Raw genomic sequence first — 17,020 nt, 5'->3', positions numbered from 1 at the left:
CGGGTTACACGCTTTCCAGCTGGCTGATGGCTGCCTTCAGCCGCTGCGCCAGTTGCGGGCGGCCCTGGTGGGTCACATCCGGCGCCTTGCGCACCCGCCCGTGCTGATCGACCCAGTGGCCGTTACTGAAGTAACGGTAGCTGGCCGAGCCACTGCTCCAGCCGGTTTCCAGCAGGCCGTGCAGGTGGAAGGTCTGCGCGATCTGGCTGAGTGGGCCGCTCGGGCTGCCGTCCAGGCTGAGGACGATCGATGGCGCGCCGGCCGGCGCGAATTGCAGTTCGCTGTAGTCACCCCACACGTTGGCCTGGAATTGCTGCAACGGGTAGGTGGCCTGGCTGGCGCGGGCCTTGCCCGAAACCTTCTTGGTCACCGTGTTGACCAGCAGGTCGAGGGTCAGGACCGGGGCGCCGAGCAAGCCGTTACTGACGTTCAGGCGAACATGGAACAGTCCGATTGCCATGGTGTATCTCCTTGCCTGCTCAGGCTTTCTTGGCGGCCTTGGTGGCCGGGGACTTGGTCGCTGCGATGGCCTGGTCGAGGCCGCTGGTGGCCAGCTGCTTGAGCTGTGCGACATCGCCGTTGGCGATCACCGCCTCCAGGGTGGCGTTGTGCAGTTCGCTGTGCAGGTCGACATTGGCAAGTTGCTGGATGCGCTGGCTTTCCAGGGTGACCGGGACGTTGTCCACGCTCACCCAGCGCTGGCCATTGAAGTACTCGTAGTCGGCCACGCCGCGCTGCCAGCTTGGGTCGAGCAATGCCCTGAACTTGAACTGCACCGGCGAGTTGGCGTGTGGCCCACCCTGGTTGCCCTGGGCAGTGATCAGGATCCTGCCTTCGCTCGGTGGCTGGACGCTGAGGTAGTTGTAGCTGCCCCAGACGTCCAGGTGCAGGTCCAGTGGCGGGTTGATGGCCTGGGTGATCTGGGCTGTGCCGTTGAGGCTACGGTCCGGGGTGTAGACCAGCAGGTCCAGTTGCAGGCGCGGGGCGCCAGCGGCGTTGTTGCCTATCTGGTAGGACACCGGGAACAGCCCTACCGAAGGTGCGAGCAGTGAATCAGACATGATTGCCTCCATTGCATTCGATGAATGAAAAACCGATACACAGCTGCGAAGGCGGGCGGAAAAGGCGGGAAGAAGAGGGAACCGGGCGGTGCTGATGCTTGCCCGGAGCGAGCGGCTGTTGTCAGCCTGCTTGTGCAACCAGTCCCTGGTCTGCGGTGCCACCTGCCTGGCAGCCCGCTTGAGTAAAGCAGGGCTGACAGGCAGTGATGGCGTTTTTCAATGATCTCCGACGAGCGGAGCGGCTTTGGCTTATTTGCTCTTGTTCTTGAGGGTAATGAAGCTGGCGCGCATGTCCTTGGCCCAGCCATCGAGCACTGGCTTGACGTCGTTCAGGGTCAGCTTGGTCTTGTCATTCTCCAGCTCCTTGCCCGTGCCCTTGCGCACCACCTGGGCTAGCACCTTCTGGTTGCCGCCATCGAGGAAGGCCGCTTCGACACCGACATCCACTTGCTGGTCGCGACCGCCCATGGCGGTGTTGACGCCTGCCGAAACCAGGGCGATCGGGATGAATTCGTAAGGTTTGAGGCCTTCATTGCTGGTAGACACCGCGGTGATTGCCGGGCGTACCACGAGGGTGCCTGGGCCGGGCGCCTTGGCCAGGGGCAGCACGCTACCCAGTTCACGGCGCAGGGCATCGTTGAAGTAGCGGGTGATTTCACTCAGCGTCTGCTGGGAAATGACCGCAGTCGCTTGCGGCTTGGGGTAGAACTGGCTGGGCTCGATGAAGACCTGCGAGTACTGGTTGACGTTGACCTTGGGGTCGATCCAGCGCATCACCGGTGCGCCGGATGGGCTCTTCGCTTCCTGCAGGCGACTGTAGTCCTTGAGGAAGCCGGAATAGTCCTTGGGGTCCACGCGGTTGCTGGAGCAGGCAGCCACAGCAAGCAAAGCGGCGCACAACAGGGTAACGCGGGGCAATGATTTCATGATGGTCAGGCATCCATGATGGGTCGGCTTGAACAACGCTAGCAGGTGCTTGGCAGTTGGCCAGTGGCCGAGCGGAAAGTCGCTTTGCAACCGACACGGGTGATGAAGTTCGGCAATGACTTGGCTACTGGCGGTTGGCTCCAGTCGTACCGAGTCATGGTGCTGACATTTCCTACGGTGTCTGCGGAAGATGCTGCCTATGCAGCCGCGGCGACCCTTGAAAAACTATGCCCGTAACGGGTATGGTTTGGAGACCGCTCATGGTAGTTCTCAAGCGCAGGGATTTTGCGCGCTGGCAAGCCGCGCAGAAGCTCACAGATGCGATGTTGTGCCAGGCAGTCAATGAAATGCGCAGGGGGCTGGTAGATGCCAGCCTTGGCGGTGAATTGTTCAAGAAGCGTATTGCAGGGCATGGTATTGGCAAGCGAGGCGGATACCGGACATTGCTCTCGGCTCGTATCGGCAATCGTTACGTGTTTCTCCACGGGTTCGCCAAGAGCGACAAGGCCAACATAACGCTGGAAGAACAAAAGGCACTGAGCTTCGCTGGCAAGATTTTCCTTGAGTTATGTCCCATGGCCCTCAGTCGGGCATTGCAATCAGGTGTATTGATGGAGGTCTCCTGTGAGCAGCAAAATTGTTGAATCGTTGCGCGAGGACCTGGCCGTTCTTCATGAGGCCGGGGCTGTCGGCAAAGTTACGCTTCGGGATTTCGAAGTGCTCTGTCCTGCACCTGTGCGCGATTTCAGTGCTGTGGATATTCGCCAACTTCGCGAAGCGCTGAATTTCAGCCAGTCGGTGTTCGCGCTGCATCTGCATACGAGCGCATCCACGGTACGTAAGTGGGAGCAGGGGGAAACGCGTCCGGCGGGTCCAGCGCTAAAATTGCTAAATGTCATAGCAATCAAAGGGTTGCAGGCAATTCTTTAGGTAGATTATGCGACTGCAACTATTTTTACTGTTATTCATTAAAATCAATGCTTTAGCATAGTATTTTCAAGTTATTTGTATTGGTGGCCCGTCGCGAGCGCGGCCTTCCCGCGACAGGCCCAACCCGCCATTTGTCTAGCCCAACACCTCGCGCAACCGGTACCACAACATCCCCAGTGCCAAAAGCGGCGAGCGCAGTGCCTTGCCGCCCGGGAACGTCAGGTGGGGTACGGCACTGAACACATCCAGCCCCTGGCTCTGCCCCAGCGCGATGCCTTCGGCCAGCAACTTCGCCGTCCAGTGGGTCACGTTCAAGCCGTGCCCTGAATAGCCCTGGGCGTAGAACACGTTGGGGTGCTGGCTCAGCCGCCCGACTTGCGGGAAGCGGTTGGCGGTAATGCCGATCATGCCGCCCCACTGGTAGTCGATGCGCACATCGGCCAGTTGCGGGAACACCTTGAGCACCTTCGGCCGCATGTAGGCAGCGATGTCCTTGGGGTCACGCCCGGAGTAGTGGCAGGCGCCACCGAACAGCAGGCGGCGGTCGGCCGTGAGGCGGTAGTAGTCCAGGCCGACCTTCTGGTCACACATGGCCATGTTCTGCGGGATCAGCTGGCTGGCGAGTGCTTCCGGCAGCGGCTCGGTGGCCACCACATAGCTGCCGGCGGGCAGCACTTTGCCGCTCAGGCGCGGCTCCAGTTCATCGAGGTGGGCATTGCAGCCCAGCACCAGGCTCTGCGCCCGCACCTTGCCCCGTGCCGTGTGCAGGGTCACGGTGGGGCCATGTTCGATGCGCAGCACCGGGCTTTGCTCGAAGATGCGTACACCCAGGCCGTGGGCCACGCGCGCCTCGCCCTGGACCAGGTCGAGCGGGTGCAGATGGCCCGAGCCCATGTCTACCAGGCCGCCGGCGTACTGGTCGCTGGCGACGATCTCATGCATGCCCTCGGGCCCGACCAGGCGGGTTTCGTGGCGGTAGCCAAGGCTGACCAGTTCTTCCTGTTCATCCTTGAATGCAGCGAACTGCGCGGGGGTGTTGGCCAGCTCGCAGAAGCCCCAGCGCAGGTCGCAGGCGATCGCATACTGATCGATACGGCGAGCCACCAGGGCCACCGACTCGATGCCGGCCTGCTGCAGGTAGCGCACGCCGTCCTGGCCGACGTAGCGGGCAAAGCCGCTGACATCATGGCCGATGCCACGGATCAGCTGGCCGCCGTTGCGCCCGCTGGCGCCCCAGCCGATGCGCCGGCCCTCCAGCAGCACCACGGTGAGCCCGCGTTCGGCCAGTTCCAGCGCGGTGTTGACCCCGGTCAGGCCGCCGCCGACCACGCACACGTCGGCCGTCAGTTCGCCGTCGAGGCAGGGGTAGGGCGCCGCGTTGCGCGCCGTGGCGGCGTAGTACGACGCGGTATGTTGGGTATCGAAAGGCATGGCGCGTTCTCGGTTCAGCGGTTGGACTTGATCTTGCTCCAGGAGCGGGTCATGACGCGCATGATCTTCGGGCTTGGGGTGCTGGAAATGTACAGCTTGTCCAGTACCGCCTGGGGTGGGTAGATCTCGGGGTTGTCGACCAGCGACTTGTCCATGTAGGCCTGGGCATCAGGGTTGGCGTTGGCATAGCCGACCGTGGCGCTGACCTTGGCGATCACTTTCGGGTCGAGCAGGTAGTTGATGAAGGCCAGGGCCTGTTCGGGGTTGTTGGCGTCCTTGGGGATCGCCAGCAGGTCGAACCACAGGTTGCTGCCTTCCTTGGGAATGCTGTAGGCGATCTTCACCCCGTTCTTCGCTTCCACGGCCCGGTTGGCCGCCTGGAACACGTCGCCGGAATAGCCGAAGGCCACGCAGATATCACCATTGGCCAGGTCCGAGACGTACTTGGAGGAGTGGAAGTAGGTGATGTACGGGCGCAGTTCGAGCAGGCGTGCTTCGGCCTTGGCATAGTCGCCGGGTTTTTCGCTGCGCGGGTCCAGGCCCAGGTAGTTGAGCATCGCCGGGAACAGTTCGTCTGGCGAATCCATGAAGGCCACGCCGCATTGCTTGAGCTTCTTCAGGTTTTCCGGCTCGAACAGGGTCGCCCAGGAGTCGATATGGTCGACGCCCAGCGCGGCCTTGACCTTTTCGACGTTGTAGCCGATGCCGTTGGTGCCCCACAGGTACGGCACCGCATATTGGTTGCCTGGGTCGTTCTGCTCGAGCTGCTTGAGCAGCTTCGGGTCCAGGTGCTGCCAGTTCGGCAGCTTGCTGCGGTCCAGTGGCAGGAACGCACCGGCCTGTGCCTGGCGGGCCAGGAAGTGGTTGGACGGCACCACCACATCGTAGCCGGTGCGGCCGGCGAGCAGCTTGCCTTCCAGGGTTTCGTTGGAGTCGAACACGTCATAGACGACCTTGATCCCGCTGCTGGCCTGGAAGTCGGCCAGGGTCGTGTCACCGATGTAATCGGTCCAGTTGTAGACGCTGACGCTGGGCGTGGCCTGGGCGGCGGCGCCGAACAGCAGGGCGAATGTGGCGGGGATCAGGGCTTGCAGATGACGCATGTCGACACCTCATAGGTCTTGTTCTTTGAGTTCGATGCAAGGGGGGGGGGCGCCTGGCGCCCCCGGGGGAATCACACGCTCAGTAGCAGGAACTCGCGTTCCCAGGAGCTGATCACGCGCTTGAAGTTCTCGTGCTCGGCGCGCTTGACCGCCACGTAGCCCTGGACGAACTGCTTGCCCAGGTACTGCTGCACGGTCTGGCAATCTTCCATGTGCTGCAGGGCATCCTCGATGGTGATCGGCAGCCGCAGGTTGCGCCGCTCATAGGCCCGGCCCTGTACCGGCGCGCTCGGCTCGATCTTCTCGACCATGCCCAGGTAACCGCACAGCAGGCTGGCGGCGATCGCCAGGTAAGGGTTGGCGTCGGCACCCGGCAGGCGGTTTTCCACCCGCATGGCATCCGGGCTGGAGGTCGGTACGCGAAGGCCGGCGGTGCGGTTTTCCTCGCCCCACTCGACGTTGACCGGTGCCGAAGTGTCCGGCAGGAAGCGGCGGAACGAGTTGACGTTCGGCGCGAACATCGGCAGCAGCTTGGGGATGTACTTCTGCAGGCCGCCGATGTGGTGCAGGAACAGCTCGCTCATGCTGCCGTCGTCATTGGCGAACACCGGCTTGCCGGTGGCGATGTCGACCACGCTCTGGTGCAGGTGCATGGCGCTGCCCGGCTCGTCGGTGATCGGCTTGGCCATGAAGGTGGCGGTGACGTTGTGCTTGAGCGCGGCTTCACGCATGGTGCGCTTGAACACGGTGATCTGGTCGGCCAGGTCCAGCGCGTCGCCGTGGCGGAAGTTGATCTCCATCTGCGCCGGGCCGTCTTCGTGGATCAGCGTGTCCAGGTCCAGGCCTTGCAGTTCACACCAGTCGTAGACGTCTTCGAACAGCGGGTCGAATTCGTTGGCGGCGTCGATCGAGAACGACTGGCGCCCGCTTTCGGCGCGGCCCGAGCGGCCCAGCGGTACCTGCAAGGGCAAGTCCGGGTCTTCGCAGCGCTGGGTCAGGTAGAACTCCATTTCCGGCGCGACGATCGGCTGCCAGCCTTTGTCGGCATACAGTTTGAGCACCTTCTTCAGCACGTTGCGTGGCGACAGCTCGATCGGGTTGCCCTGCTTGTCGAAGGTGTCGTGGATCACGATGGCGGTAGGTTCGATGGCCCACGGAATCTGGTAGACCGCCGTTGGGTCGGGGCGGCAGACCATGTCGATATCGGCCGCATCGAGCAGGCTGTAGTAGATCTCGTCATCGACATAATCGCCGGTGACGGTCTGCAGCAGCACGCTTTCGGGCAGGCGCATGCCGCGCTCGTGAAGGAACTTGGCGGTCGGTGCGATCTTGCCGCGGGCGATGCCGGTCAGGTCACTGATCACGCATTCGACTTCAGTGATGCGGTGTTCTTTCAGCCAGGTGGACAGCTGATCGAAGGGGGCGTTCATACAGACCTCTTGGTTGGGTTTTTGTGTGCGCGGCAGGTGCCGGTGACTTCCCAGGTGGCGCGCTGGAGACTATCTTGGGCGCAGGCCCGCAAAGCCATCTATCCACTTTCTTCGGCAATGAATGCACCAAAAGAGTGCAACTAGGACAAAGCGTGACAACGCCCAATGCCTTGCAGGTCCAGGCTTTCCACACCACCGATGTCACCGAACAGGTGCGCGCCACCCCCGGTTGGCAGCAGCAATACCGGCAGATGTCGCCCGGGCATTTCAGCGGCCAGCTGCGCTGCCTGGGGCTCGATGGCGTGGACGTGTACGAAGAGCGCCTGAATACCCGGGTCGAGCAGTTCTTCCGTGCGCCAAGCGGTTCGCTGGCGTTCTGTTTCGACCAGAGCGAAAACAGCCTGTACCTGCTCAACGAGCAGAGCCGCAACATCTGGATCACACCGGAGAACTACCAGGAAGTGGCGGTGGTGTTCGACCAGGCGTTTCTTGCCCGCCATGGCCTGGACCCGCAACGGCTCGAAGGGTTGTTCATGGTGCCGCTGGGCAGCGGGCAGAATGCGTTGTTCGGCAGCTGGCTGAGCGCCACATTGACCCGCCTTGGCCAGGCGGATTGCCCGGTGCAAGGGCAGGCACTGGCCGAGCAGTTGCTGGAGGACTGCCTGTTCATCCTCGACAACGCCTGCCAGCGCTTGCAGGGCGGGGCGCTGGGGCGGCGCGGCGAGGAACGGGCGATCATGCAACGGGTCAGCGAATGGGCGGCAGATTGCCCGGAAGAAACCCTCAATCTGCTGGAGTTGGCCGAGGTGGCCGGTGTGTCGCTGCGCCAGCTGCAGCAGGCGTTCAAGGCGTTCACCGGAATGCCACCGGCGCACTGGTTGCGCTTGCGTCGGCTCAATGGTGCGCGGCGGGATCTGTTGCGCGGCGGCGAGGTGACCGTGGCCGAGGTGGCGATGCGCTGGTCGTTCTGGCATTTGGGAAGGTTTTCAGAGAGTTACCGGCAGTTGTTCAAGGAATTTCCTAGCGAGACGCTCAAGCGGGGCAGGGGGTAATGCCAGTCAGTTAGGTACACCCTGTGCGTTCGCCACATATTTTGCAGGGTCTATGCGACCGAGCGCCGCCCGCGCGGCGCATCGCGAGCTGCGCTCGCTCCTACGTTTGTTTCTGGCCAGTAACGCCAGTGACAGGCGCGCGCGACCGCCTTGTTCGTACGACGCGATATCGAGTCAGGCGCCAAGGCGTTCGCGCGCAGATCCCACAGAATTAACTGGCCCGAAACAAACGTAGGAGCGAGCGCAGCTCGCGATGCGCCGCGCGGGCGGCGCTCGATTTAAGCCTCACATCTAAATTCAAGGCGGGCACAGACAACCCAGCATTCCCTTAGGAAAATTGCTATCGTGCCCGGCAGTTTCCACCCGAGGTCCCGATGTTCTACCTGCCTTTGCCCAGCGACCAAGCCGACCGCCTGGCCAGCGCGCCCACCGCCACCGCCTTCTTCCCGACCGCCAGCCTGCTGGAGGCGGCCGCCGTGCTGTTCGTGCAGAACCTGCCGCGCCAGCCGGCCAGCGCCTCGGCGGATGCGCAGGAGCGCCGCTTCGCCGAGATCGTGCGCATCGCCAATGAAGTCGAAGGCGCTGCTCCGGGCCGCTTTCAGGGGCAGGTAGCGCAGCATTTCGACCGCGAAGCGTTCGCCATGGGGCTGGGCATGCTGGGGGAGAACGGTGTTGCCCTGGTATCGGCCGACACCGAGTACCAGGCCGACGAGTTCCAGGACGCCGAAGGCCAGTGGAATTTCCAGTTCGCCGACAGCTACCGCCAGCGCGTGACGCCGTTGCACCCGGTGTACCTGCCGTCGCTGGCCAGCGACCTGATGCTCAGTGACCAACAGAACCGCCTGCTGCGCGAGTTCCTGTGCGGCGTTGACGAATCGGTTGCCGTGCAGGGGTTCGCCGGCACCGGCAAGACCTTCCTGATCCACCAGTTCGTGCGCCTGCTCGACCCTCAGCGCACCTTGCTGCTGGCCCTCACCGAAGGCCAGCTGCGGGCATTGCAGGCGCGGGTGAAGGATGCCCAGGCCTACACCGCGCTGACCTTCGGCCAGCTGGCCGACGAAATCCTCAACCGAGACCTGACCAGCAATGGCTGGCGGCTGCGCGACCCGTACCGCACCAAGTTGTCCTGGCGCCCGCAGGAGGCGCAGGTGGTGCGCTGGCTGAACATCCCCGACATCGGCCCGCTCGCCGCGCGCGATGTGGTGGCCTTGTGCATCAAAGCCGTGCGCAGCTTCTGCCGCAGCGGTGACAGCCAGTTGCAGCTGCATCACCTGCCCTGGGCCGGGCCGGGGACCACGCCGCTGGACCAGCAAGTGCTGCTGGAAAAGGCCCGCCTGTACTGGCAGGAGTTGATCCGTCCTTCGGCGCGGGAGATCCAGCTGCCGGTACGCGATTATCACCGGGTCAAGCTGTTGTCGTTGACCGCCGAGGTGATCGACAGCCGCTACAGCCACATCATCGTCGACGAAGCCCATGAGTTGTCCGCGCCCATGCTCGCGGTGCTCGACCGCAGCCCGCAGTCGGTCATCGCCCTGGGCGACGAGCTGCAGAACCTCAATGGCCTCAGCCCACACCATGGCAATTTCATCCGCCAGCGCTACATCGACCATTCGTTGCGTGCCGGCCCGGCCATGGACGGCGTGCTCAACCCGTTGATCCAGGCGCACCCGGCGGCCATCCAGGCCGCCTTCAACGGCAGTGCCGAGCATTACACGCGGGTGAGTTTCTTCGACACGGTGACGGTGCCCGAACAGCCGACCGCATTGATCGTCGATGATGAATGGGGCCTGTTCGGCTGGTTCCAGCGCCTGACTCATCAAGGGGTGCCGTTCGTGCTGCTGCAAAGCGCGCGCAAGGACTTCGAGCTGTTCGTCGAGGACTGCATAGAGCTGTACCGCTACGGCACCCGGGCACGCCACCCGATGCTGTTCCGTTACCCCAGCTGGCAGGCGCTGGAGCAGGACAAGGGCGACGACAAGGCCTTTGCCGCCGTGGCTGGCATGCTGCGCAAGGGCTACACCCCGGAGCATTTTGCCAAGGCCAAGAGCCGTTACCGCTGGGACAAGGCGCCGAAGCTGTTCCTTGGGCGGGTGCGGGATGTGAAGAACATGGAGTTCGCCCGGGTGATGGTGTCGCCGGAGCTGATGGTTGCGCCGACCACGGCGGGCAATCGCAACGAGCGGGCGCGGATGCTGGCGGGCTTGTATACCGCCTGTTCGCGGGCGCGGCATGAGCTGATCGTGCCGGGGGGGATGCTGGACTGGGTCAAGGACCAGGTCCGGGATTGAGCGCCTGGGGCCGCACAGCGGCCCCAGGGCATTGAATCAGTTACGATCCAGCCAGACAGTCTGGGCATTGGTGAACTCGCGCACACCAAAGTGCGACAGCTCGCGCCCGAAACCGCTCTTCTTCACGCCACCAAACGCCACGCGGGGGTCGGAAGCGCAGTAGCCGTTGATGAACACGCCACCGGTATCCAGCGCCGCGGTCATGCGCTCGGCCAGCGCATAGTCGGCGGTGTAGATGGTCGACGCCAGGCCGAACTCGCTGTCGTTGGCCAGTTCCACCGCATGCTCGGCATCGCGGGCGGTGATGATTGCCGCCACCGGCCCGAACAGCTCCTGCTTGAAGGCGGTCATGTCCGGCGTGACGTTGGCGAGCACGGTCGGTGCGTAGAAGTTGCCCACGCCTTCGACCTTGTTGCCGCCCAGCAGCAGGGTAGCGCCTTCGGCCAGCGTCGCCTGGACCTGGCCATCCAGCTCGTCACGCAGGTCGTAACGGGCCATCGGGCCGATGTAGGTGTCGTCCTCCAGTGGGTTGCCAACTTTCAGTTTGCGCGTGGCTTCGACGAACTTGCGGGTGAACGCCTCGACAACGCCGGCTTCGATGATCAGGCGCTTGGCGGCGGCGCAGACCTGGCCAGTGTTCTGGTAGCGGCCAATGACGGCAGCCTGCACTGCGGCATCCAGGTCGGCATCGGCGAGCACGATGAACGGGTCGGAACCGCCCAGTTCCAGCACGCATTTCTTCAGCGCTGCACCCGCCTGGGCACCGATGGCCATGCCGGCGCGTACGCTGCCAGTCAGGGTCACGGCGGCGATGCGCACGTCGTTGATGGCGCGGGTGACGCCGTCCGGGGTGACGTTCAGTACCTCGAACACGCCTTCTGGGAGGCCTGCGTCCTTGAACAGCTCACCGAGCAGGTAGGCGCTGCCCATCACGTTCGGCGCGTGCTTGAGCACGTAGGTGTTGCCCGCGAGGATCGCCGGCACCGCGCCGCGCAGCACCTGCCAGATCGGGAAGTTCCATGGCATCACGGCGAGGATCGGGCCAAGCGGGCGGTACTCGATGCGGGCTTTCTCGACCTGGGTCGGCTCGGCGGCGAGCATTGCTGGGCCGTGCTCGGCATACCAGCGGCACAGGCCGACGCATTTGCTGACTTCACCGCGGGCTTGGGCGATCGGCTTGCCGATTTCGCGGCTGATCATCTGCGCGAAGGCTTCGGCCTTGGCTTCGAGGGTGCTGGCCAGGGCGAGCAGGTACTCGCTGCGCTGACCCAGCGACACTTGGCGCCACTGGCCGTAGCCAGCCTTGGCGCGTTGCAGCGCCGCTTCCAGTGCGGCGTCGGTGTCGAAGGGGTAGGCGCCAATCTGCTCGCCGCTGAAGGGGTCGACGGAGATGGCGTGGGTCAGGCTGCTGATCGCACTCATGGCTGGAGACTCGCGTTGTTGTTAATCAGTGACGCCAGACTAGTGGGCTATGGCTTTAATGAAAACTGAATAATAATGAGCGAAACATTCACGTTTGGAGAATGACTGTGGACCTGGTGCAACTGGAGATCTTCAAGGCCGTGGCCGAGCAGGGCAGCATCAGTGCCGCCGCCCAGCATATCCATCGGGTGCCGTCGAACCTGACCACGCGTATCAAGCAGCTGGAGGAAGACCTCGGTGTCGAGCTGTTCATCCGCGAAAAAAGCCGCCTGCGCCTGTCGCCGGCCGGCTGGAATTTCCTTGAGTACACCCGGCGCATCCTTGACCTGGTGCACGAGGCGCGGCTGACCGTGGCCGGCGAGGACCCGCAGGGTACCTTCGCCCTGGGTTCGCTGGAGAGCACGGCGGCGGTGCGTATTCCGGCGCTGCTGGCTGCCTACAACCAGCGCTACCCCAAAGTCGACCTCGACCTGTCCACCGGGCCTTCCGGGACCATGCTCGAAGGGGTGTTGTCGGGGCGCCTGGTGGCGGCCTTTGTCGACGGCCCGGTGCTGCATCCCACGCTCGAAGGCATGCCGGTGTTCGAAGAGGAGATGGTGATCATCTCGCCGCTCAACCACGCCCCGGTGACCCGTGCCCAGGACGTCAACGGCGCGAGCATCTACGCCTTCCGCGCCAACTGCTCGTACCGCCACCACTTCGAGAACTGGTTTGTCCAGGATCAGGCAGTGCCTGGCAAGATCCACGAAATGGAGTCGTACCACGGCATGCTTGCCTGTGTCAGCGCGGGGGCCGGGCTGGCCATGCTGCCGCGCAGCATGCTCGACAACATGCCCGGCTGCAGCACGGTCTGCGCCTGGCCGATGCAGGAACAGTTCCGCTACCTCAAGACCTGGCTGGTGTGGCGGCGCGGCACGGTTTCACGCAGCCTGAGCATGTTCGTGAAACTGCTCGAAGAGCGCCGTGCGGCGTGAACATCAGCGGTGTATGGGGTCAAACATTAGGTAAGCCATCTCCTTGAGGAGGAGCTGACCATGCGTAACCATCACTATGCTCTGGGCGCCACGCTGCTGATCACACTGGCGCTGCCCTGGACCCTGGCCGCCGCCGCAGAAGTGGACGACCACAACGCCCCCATCGACATGCAGGCCGTGCAACTGCAGCCGCAGGAACAAAATGGCGTGCGTTACCTCGAGGGCGGTATCGGCCAGGACGAAGCCAATGCCCTGCGTCACACCAAGGGTTATGACCTGCACGTCGAACTGTCGACCGGCGCCCACGGCCAGTTCGAAAGCGGCGCCGCAGTCGATATCCAGAACGCACAAGGCAAGTCGGTACTGAGCCTGCAGGATGCCGGCCCGCTGGTGTATGTCCAGTTGCCGCCCGGCCAGTACAAGGTCATTGGCCAAGGCCAGGGCAGAACGGTCCAGCAACAGGTCACGGTGAATGGCAAGACGCCTGTCACCGCGAGCCTGAACTGGCACTGATCGGCAATGATGGGTGGAGTACATCTGTACTCCACCCGAGCAGGAGCCCTGAGGCATGAATCTCGACCCCCGACTGCAAGCGCTGGAGGAGCAGGGCTACGTGCTGTTGCGCGGTGTTCTCGATGGCGTGCGTGTGGCCTTGCTGCGCTGCGCCATCGATGACCTGCAGCCACTGCACTGGGACTATCAAGGGCTGTTGGAGCACTACAAGTGCGTGTTCAATCGTGACCCGCTGTGGTTGCCCTTTCTCGACCTGCCGCCGTTGATCGACCTTGCCGAAGCTGCGCTCGGTGCAGACTGCCACGTGATCGGCCAGACCGCGTGGCGTAGCCACCCTGGCTACCCAGGCATGGAGCTGCACCTGGATCACCTGCCCATGACGTTGCCGGCCTGGCTGGTCGCGCGTGACGACTTTTGTCAACCCATGCAGATTCTGACTGCGCAGCTGTACCTGAGCGATATCGACCTCGACATCGGCCCCACTTGGGTAGTCCCAGGCAGCCACCGCGCGGCGCGTGCGCCGCAACCCGGCGAACAGCAATGGCAGGGGCGGGAGGCCCAGCCGGTACTGTGCAAGGCGGGTGACGCACTGGTGTTTCGCAGCGATGTCTGGCACAGCGGCGGTGCCAACTGCAGCACTACCCGCGAGCGCGACATGTTGCAGGTGCACTATGGCCGGCGCATGGTGGCGCAGAAGTTCTCCCCCTACCTGAATTGGCAGTTCAATCCGCGGGTACTGGAGGCGGCTACCCCGCGGCAGCGGCGGCTGTTGGGCGAGCATGAGGAGGCCGAGTACGACTGAGGCGGTTGGTTAGGCTGGGTAAATTCAAGCAATGCTGGCAATTCACTTTCAACTTTCTGATTATCTGGACAATAATCAGAAAAGTATTACTTCGTGTGACCGGTTGGATGCACCGTTCACCGCAAAAATCGAGGGGCCCAAGCCCCCACTTGCCCGCGTTGACCATCAGGAGAAGTCATTGATGAAAACCCGTCTCGCCAGCACGCTGGCCGCCGCCCTATTGGCCCTCGCCGGCAGCCATCTGGCCCACGCCGCACAGGTTTCCGGTGCCGTGGGAGCCACCGGCCAGGGCGACATGACCTACCGTCTTGGCATGTCGTTCGACTGGGACAAGAAGTGGCTGCAAACCGACATCGGGTATGTGACGGGCTATTGGGACGCGGCCTACACCTACTGGGAAGGCGGCGATGCCAGCGGCGCCCACTCGCTGTCGTTCAGCCCGGTGTTCACCTATGAGTTCAGTGGTTTCACCTACACCCCTTATGTCGAAGCGGGCATTGGCCTGGCGGCCTTCTCCAAGACCGAAGTGGGCGACCATGACCTGGGTTCGGCCGTCAACTTCGAGGACCGCATCGGCTTTGGCCTGAAGCTGCCTGGTGAGCAGAAAGTGGGGGTGCGTGTGATTCACTATTCCAATGCCGGCATCAAACAGCCGAACGACGGTATCGAGTCGTACTCGCTGTTCTACAGCAAGGGCTTCTGATGCAGGGGGGGGCCGCAAAGCGGCCCCAGTGTTCTAGAAGGTGTAGGAAACCCCAGCCTGCACCGTGCGTGGCGCCCCTGGATAGACGTAGGTATTGAACGCGCCCTCGTCATACCCCTTGTTGAACACGTTCTTCACATCCAGGTTCAAGCGCACGTGCTCGTTGACCTTGTAGAAGCTGAGCAGGTCGACCACGCTGTAGCGCTCCATGGTGTAGGTGCTGGCCGCCGTCTGCCCGGCGCGGTCATCCACGTACTTCACGCCAACCCCCAGGCCCAACCCCTTGGCCAGCCCGTCCTGGAACTCATAGGTGTTGAGCAGGCTGAAGCTGTTGCGCGGAATGTTCGCCAGGCGGGTGCCGGTGGGGATGCTGTTGTCCTTGGTCACCTCGGCGTCAACGTAGGCATAGCCGCCGATCATTCGCCATTCCGGCGTCAGGTTGCCTGCGACGTTGATGTCCAGGCCGCGGCTACGCACTTCGCCGGCAGCGACGCTGTAGGTGCCGCTCGGGTCGTTGGGATCGCGGGTCAGCACGTTTTCCTTGACGATGTGGTAGATCGCCGCGTCCACGCTCAACTGACGGTCCAGCGCCTCCCATTTCACACCCAACTCGTATGACTTGCCCTTTTCCGGGTCGAAGCCCGTGCCTTGCAGGCTGGCGCCGCTGTTGGGCTTGAACGAGCGCGCGGTGTTGGCGTAGACGGCAACGGTATCGGTCAGGTCGTAGATCAAGCCAAAGCGTGGGGTGACGCCGTTCTCGCCTTTGTTGAAGTCACCGGCATTGTTCAGCTTGTTGTCGTAGTCATGCTCGTAGCGCTCGAAACGTACCCCGGCGAGGGCTTTCAGGCGCTCGGTCAGGGCCACCTGATCCTGGATGAAAGCCGCCCAGGTCTTGAGGTTTTCCTTGTCATGGGTGGTGGTGCGGGTCAGGGCCGGGCGCGGCTGGCCCAGAACCGGGTCGAAAATGTCGATCGGGTAGGCATTGGCGCCTGCGGCCGAACGCTGGATGATCGAGTTGTAGTCGTAGTCTTCGTACTCGATGCCGGTCAGCAGCGTGTGGCTGAAGCCTCCGGTGTCGAAGTGGCCGGTGAGGTTGAGCTGGTAGTCGCGGTCGGTCCATTCCAGCTTGCGGTGGTTGAAGTTGCGCCCCAGCGTGCGGCCGTCGGCCTGCAAGCCGTTGGCTTCCACGGCATTGCCCTTGAGCGAGCCGTCCAGCCATTGCATGCCGCCGGCCAGGGTCCAGTTGTCATTGAGCAAGTGCTCGAAGCGCAACTGGGCCATGTTGTTGTCGTTGTGCAGCAGGTTGTCGCTGCCTTTTTCCCAGATGTTGGTGTCGCGCGAAGCCGTGCCGAGCTGGCCAGGCAGGCGGGTCAGGCCGCGATCCAGCGGGTGGTTGTTGCGCATGAAATCGCCTTCGAAGATGACCTTGGTGGCATCGTTGACCTGCCAGCTGATCACCGGTGCGACGTCGTAGCGTTCGCTCTCGACGTCGTCGCGGAAGCTCTCGCCGCCTTCGCCCAGCACGTTCAGGCGGTAGGCCAGCGAGCCGTCGCTGTTGAGCGGGCCAGTGGCGTCGAGGGTGGCGCGGTGCATGCCTTGGTCGTCGAACTGGCTGCCGAGGGTGACCTTGGGCTCGCTCAGCGGTTGCTTGCTGACCACGTTGAAGGTGCCGCCGGGGTCACCACGGCCATACAGGCTGGTGGCCGGGCCACGGATCACTTCCAGGCGTTCGACGGTGTTGGCGTCGGGGGCGTTGGGGTAGCCGCGGTTGATCGGGAAGCCGTTGCGGTAGAACTCGCCGGTGGTGAAGCCGCGCACGGTGAAGGTGGTCAGGCCCTGGCCGCCGAAATTGTTGGCGCGGCCGACGCCGCCGGCATAGTCCAGGCCATCCTGCAGGCGGGTAGCCCCGGTGTCTTCGAGCACATCCTTGGGTACCACGCTGATCGATTGCGGGGTCTCGTGCAGGGCTGTGTCAGTGCGTGTGGCACTGGCCGAGCGGCTGGCCTTGTAGCCATCCACCGGGCCATCGGCACGCTCGCTGTCGGCGCTGCTGGTGATGTTCAGGGCCTGGAGTTCGATCTGGGCAGAGTCGCGGAGCGGTTCAGGCTCGGCAAAGGCCAGCGGGGAGATAGCTTGAAGCACACAAAGCGAAACGAACGTGCGACGCATCGACGGTACGATCCTGGAGTAGGGCGCTGAAGGAAAGTGGGGGAAGCGTCGGAAAACTACTACGAATCATTATCAAATGCATTCTTTTTAAATGGGACTGGTGTGCCAGATACCATGTGGTTGCCTGTGCCGGCCTCTTCGCGGGCAAGCCCGCTCCCACAAGGCCCCCGCAGCTCTTCAAGCTGTTGGTATACCTGTGGGAGCGGGTTTACCCG

Annotated in this window: 16 protein-coding genes; 8 read left to right on the top strand and 8 right to left on the bottom strand. The window is 63.3% G+C overall.

Features of this window, described 5'->3' with window-relative positions; genetic code table 11:
* Positions 1–4: 4 nt before the first annotated feature.
* From OCX61_RS14640 to OCX61_RS14630, 3 genes are all read right to left on the bottom strand, one after another.
* A complete protein-coding gene (locus OCX61_RS14640; protein WP_261940134.1) occupies positions 5–460 on the bottom strand; it encodes a DUF1842 domain-containing protein in 456 nt (151 codons plus the stop codon).
* Between the two features lie 19 nt (positions 461–479).
* The gene (locus tag OCX61_RS14635) at positions 480–1,061 is read right to left on the bottom strand and encodes a DUF1842 domain-containing protein (RefSeq protein WP_261940133.1); all 582 of its coding nucleotides are present in this window, start codon (positions 1,059–1,061) and stop codon (positions 480–482) included.
* Positions 1,062–1,310: 249 nt separating this feature from the next.
* Positions 1,311–1,988 (bottom strand): DUF3313 domain-containing protein, encoded by a 678-nt coding sequence (locus OCX61_RS14630; RefSeq protein ID WP_261940132.1) that lies wholly within the window; start codon positions 1,986–1,988, stop codon positions 1,311–1,313.
* 260 nt (positions 1,989–2,248) lie between these two features.
* Between OCX61_RS14630 and OCX61_RS14625 the strand changes: the two genes are divergently transcribed.
* Positions 2,249–2,632 (top strand): type II toxin-antitoxin system RelE/ParE family toxin, encoded by a 384-nt coding sequence (locus OCX61_RS14625; RefSeq protein ID WP_261940131.1) that lies wholly within the window; start codon positions 2,249–2,251, stop codon positions 2,630–2,632.
* A complete protein-coding gene (gene relB, locus OCX61_RS14620) occupies positions 2,613–2,918 on the top strand; it encodes a type II toxin-antitoxin system RelB family anti-toxin transcriptional regulator (RefSeq protein ID WP_261940130.1) in 306 nt (101 codons plus the stop codon). The genes OCX61_RS14625 and relB overlap by 20 nt, the downstream gene beginning before the upstream one ends.
* A 135-nt stretch (positions 2,919–3,053) precedes the next feature.
* Here the strand turns inward: relB and OCX61_RS14615 are convergent, their stop codons facing one another.
* From OCX61_RS14615 to OCX61_RS14605, 3 genes are all read right to left on the bottom strand, one after another.
* A complete protein-coding gene (locus tag OCX61_RS14615; RefSeq protein ID WP_261940129.1) occupies positions 3,054–4,349 on the bottom strand; it encodes an NAD(P)/FAD-dependent oxidoreductase in 1,296 nt (431 codons plus the stop codon).
* Between the two features lie 14 nt (positions 4,350–4,363).
* Complete coding sequence (locus OCX61_RS14610) at positions 4,364–5,452, bottom strand: polyamine ABC transporter substrate-binding protein (RefSeq protein ID WP_261940128.1); 1,089 nt, start codon at positions 5,450–5,452, stop codon at positions 4,364–4,366.
* 71 nt (positions 5,453–5,523) lie between these two features.
* A complete protein-coding gene (locus tag OCX61_RS14605; RefSeq protein WP_261940127.1) occupies positions 5,524–6,882 on the bottom strand; it encodes a glutamine synthetase family protein in 1,359 nt (452 codons plus the stop codon).
* Between the two features lie 152 nt (positions 6,883–7,034).
* Between OCX61_RS14605 and OCX61_RS14600 the strand changes: the two genes are divergently transcribed.
* Complete coding sequence (locus OCX61_RS14600) at positions 7,035–7,934, top strand: helix-turn-helix domain-containing protein (RefSeq protein ID WP_261940126.1); 900 nt, start codon at positions 7,035–7,037, stop codon at positions 7,932–7,934.
* A 374-nt stretch (positions 7,935–8,308) separates the two neighbouring features.
* The gene (locus tag OCX61_RS14595; protein ID WP_261940125.1) at positions 8,309–10,222 is read left to right on the top strand and encodes a DEAD/DEAH box helicase; all 1,914 of its coding nucleotides are present in this window, start codon (positions 8,309–8,311) and stop codon (positions 10,220–10,222) included.
* Between the two features lie 36 nt (positions 10,223–10,258).
* On the opposite strand, the gene OCX61_RS14590 is transcribed toward OCX61_RS14595, so the two are convergent.
* Positions 10,259–11,644 carry an aldehyde dehydrogenase family protein gene (locus OCX61_RS14590; RefSeq protein WP_261940124.1) on the bottom strand — a complete coding sequence of 462 codons (1,386 nt, stop codon included), beginning with the start codon at positions 11,642–11,644 and terminating at the stop codon, positions 10,259–10,261.
* A gap of 107 nt (positions 11,645–11,751) precedes the next feature.
* Here OCX61_RS14590 and ptrR point away from each other — a divergent pair, with 107 nt between their 5' ends.
* The 4 genes from ptrR (at position 11,752) to OCX61_RS14570 (ending at position 14,636) form a co-directional block, all read left to right on the top strand.
* Complete coding sequence (ptrR, locus tag OCX61_RS14585) at positions 11,752–12,618, top strand: putrescine utilization regulator PtrR (RefSeq protein ID WP_085679542.1); 867 nt, start codon at positions 11,752–11,754, stop codon at positions 12,616–12,618.
* A gap of 60 nt (positions 12,619–12,678) precedes the next feature.
* Positions 12,679–13,131 (top strand): carboxypeptidase regulatory-like domain-containing protein, encoded by a 453-nt coding sequence (locus OCX61_RS14580; RefSeq protein WP_261940123.1) that lies wholly within the window; start codon positions 12,679–12,681, stop codon positions 13,129–13,131.
* 55 nt (positions 13,132–13,186) lie between these two features.
* Complete coding sequence (locus OCX61_RS14575; RefSeq protein WP_261940122.1) at positions 13,187–13,933, top strand: phytanoyl-CoA dioxygenase family protein; 747 nt, start codon at positions 13,187–13,189, stop codon at positions 13,931–13,933.
* A 181-nt stretch (positions 13,934–14,114) separates the two neighbouring features.
* Entirely contained in the window at positions 14,115–14,636 is a 522-nt protein-coding gene (locus OCX61_RS14570) for an acyloxyacyl hydrolase (protein WP_261940121.1), read from the top strand.
* A 33-nt stretch (positions 14,637–14,669) separates the two neighbouring features.
* On the opposite strand, the gene OCX61_RS14565 is transcribed toward OCX61_RS14570, so the two are convergent.
* Entirely contained in the window at positions 14,670–16,805 is a 2,136-nt protein-coding gene (locus OCX61_RS14565) for a TonB-dependent siderophore receptor (protein ID WP_261940120.1), read from the bottom strand.
* Positions 16,806–17,020: the final 215 nt, after the last annotated feature.

Origin of the sequence: Pseudomonas sp. LRP2-20, from assembly GCF_024349685.1 — a bacterium.
Classification (GTDB): domain Bacteria; phylum Pseudomonadota; class Gammaproteobacteria; order Pseudomonadales; family Pseudomonadaceae; genus Aquipseudomonas.
Note: the sequence above shows the minus strand (reverse complement) of the source record. Positions and strands in the feature narration are given on the sequence as shown.

What these genes read in the sequence shown, in the direction of transcription:
- OCX61_RS14625 (WP_261940131.1), top strand. Translation starts at nt 2,249, where the DNA reads ATGGTAGTTCTCAAGCGCAGGGATTTTGCGCGCTGGCAAGCCGCGCAG.
- OCX61_RS14595 (WP_261940125.1), top strand. Translation starts at nt 8,309, where the DNA reads ATGTTCTACCTGCCTTTGCCCAGCGACCAAGCCGACCGCCTGGCCAGC.
- OCX61_RS14615 (WP_261940129.1), bottom strand. Translation starts at nt 4,349, where the DNA reads ATGCCTTTCGATACCCAACATACCGCGTCGTACTACGCCGCCACGGCG.
- OCX61_RS14575 (WP_261940122.1), top strand. Translation starts at nt 13,187, where the DNA reads ATGAATCTCGACCCCCGACTGCAAGCGCTGGAGGAGCAGGGCTACGTG.
- OCX61_RS14630 (WP_261940132.1), bottom strand. Translation starts at nt 1,988, where the DNA reads ATGAAATCATTGCCCCGCGTTACCCTGTTGTGCGCCGCTTTGCTTGCT.
- OCX61_RS14590 (WP_261940124.1), bottom strand. Translation starts at nt 11,644, where the DNA reads ATGAGTGCGATCAGCAGCCTGACCCACGCCATCTCCGTCGACCCCTTC.
- OCX61_RS14580 (WP_261940123.1), top strand. Translation starts at nt 12,679, where the DNA reads ATGCGTAACCATCACTATGCTCTGGGCGCCACGCTGCTGATCACACTG.
- OCX61_RS14635 (WP_261940133.1), bottom strand. Translation starts at nt 1,061, where the DNA reads ATGTCTGATTCACTGCTCGCACCTTCGGTAGGGCTGTTCCCGGTGTCC.
- OCX61_RS14565 (WP_261940120.1), bottom strand. Translation starts at nt 16,805, where the DNA reads ATGCGTCGCACGTTCGTTTCGCTTTGTGTGCTTCAAGCTATCTCCCCG.
- OCX61_RS14610 (WP_261940128.1), bottom strand. Translation starts at nt 5,452, where the DNA reads ATGCGTCATCTGCAAGCCCTGATCCCCGCCACATTCGCCCTGCTGTTC.
- OCX61_RS14640 (WP_261940134.1), bottom strand. Translation starts at nt 460, where the DNA reads ATGGCAATCGGACTGTTCCATGTTCGCCTGAACGTCAGTAACGGCTTG.
- OCX61_RS14570 (WP_261940121.1), top strand. Translation starts at nt 14,115, where the DNA reads ATGAAAACCCGTCTCGCCAGCACGCTGGCCGCCGCCCTATTGGCCCTC.
- OCX61_RS14605 (WP_261940127.1), bottom strand. Translation starts at nt 6,882, where the DNA reads ATGAACGCCCCCTTCGATCAGCTGTCCACCTGGCTGAAAGAACACCGC.